The organism is Nitratidesulfovibrio liaohensis, from assembly GCF_011682075.1.
In the GTDB taxonomy this organism is placed as follows: Bacteria; Desulfobacterota; Desulfovibrionia; order Desulfovibrionales; family Desulfovibrionaceae; genus Cupidesulfovibrio; species Cupidesulfovibrio liaohensis.
This window is the reverse complement of record NZ_VSMK01000615.1, coordinates 1-1091: the sequence shown is the minus strand read 5'-3', so window position 1 is coordinate 1091 and position 1091 is coordinate 1. Positions and strand designations below refer to the sequence as shown.

At 72.4% G+C, this 1091-nt stretch carries 2 protein-coding genes; one reads left to right on the top strand and one right to left on the bottom strand.

The window, feature by feature from the left end; genetic code table 11:
- A partial coding sequence (locus FVW27_RS16730; RefSeq protein WP_424991886.1) for a hypothetical protein occupies positions 1-235 on the top strand: 235 nt, incomplete at its 5' end.
- 122 nt (positions 236-357) lie between these two features.
- Here the strand turns inward: FVW27_RS16730 and FVW27_RS16725 are convergent.
- On the bottom strand, positions 358-1091 hold a 734-nt coding region (locus FVW27_RS16725; protein WP_167127326.1), incomplete at its 5' end, for a DUF362 domain-containing protein.

Here is a 1091-nt window from a genome sequence, read left to right as displayed (position 1 = left end):
CGCCGGGCTGGCCGCCGCATCGGACGTGCCCATGCGCGAGGTGCCCGTGGCGGCGCTGCGCCCCGGCATGGTGCTGGCGCGCGACCTGGTCAACACGGAGGGCACGCCCCTGCTGCTGGCCGGGCAGCGGGTGAGCGACGCCTCCATCACCCGGCTGCGCAACCTGTCCGACATCCTGAACGTGGACGGCAACGCGTGGGTGGTGGATGGCGTTCGCAAGGGGGCGGGCGCGTAGAAGGCTGTTGACAACCTCTGTTTTTGGACGGCTCCGGCGGCCAGGGACGGCAGCCGTCCCCTAAGGGCGCGAAGCGTGCTCGTCAGGCGCGCGTGTGAACCGCAAACCGTATCCACCCCGCATCACGACCGCCACGCCGCCCACAGGCGGCGCACGGTGCTGCGCAGCAAGGTACCGGGGCGGAAGCTCATGGGCTTGAGCACGCCGGGCACCTCGAACCGGCTGGCATCGAAGGCGTCCATACCTTCACGCACCAGTTCCACGTCACCGGGCAGCGCACCGGGGGCGCCGCGCCGCGTCAGTTCGGCCCACAGGGGCACCTGTGCGGGCGCAAGGCCCAGCAGCCCGCAGATTGCCGCATCCAGCGCCACGCCGGACGCAGAGGCCCCCACAAGGCCCAGGTGATACGGCTTGCCGGACCCGGGCCCGGTCACGTGCATGGCCTCCACCCCGTCCAGCAGGGCCGCCGTGGGCGGCAGCGCCGCCGCCACCTCCACCAGCGCGCCCTCGAAGCGATAATCGCGGTCGCCGTGGCGAGTATGCACGAAGGCCTTGCGCACGCCGGGCACGCAGCCGAACAGGTTCTTTACCGCCAGGGTGACGCGCATCTGGCTGTGCGCCTTCAGGCGGGGCACGCTGAGCACGCCGTCCGCCTGCAACGCGTGACGGGCCACCCCGATGGACCCGCCGAACGACAGGGGCACCTGCACCGCGTCATCAAGGGGGGTGACGGACAGGCCGAGGGGACGCAGGGCTGCCGCAAGGCCGATGGCCTCTGCCACGCCGCGCGCCGTGCCGAAGCCCGGCGAATCGGCCACGGTGATGCGGCACCCGCTGTCCAGCAGCCACGCGCAGG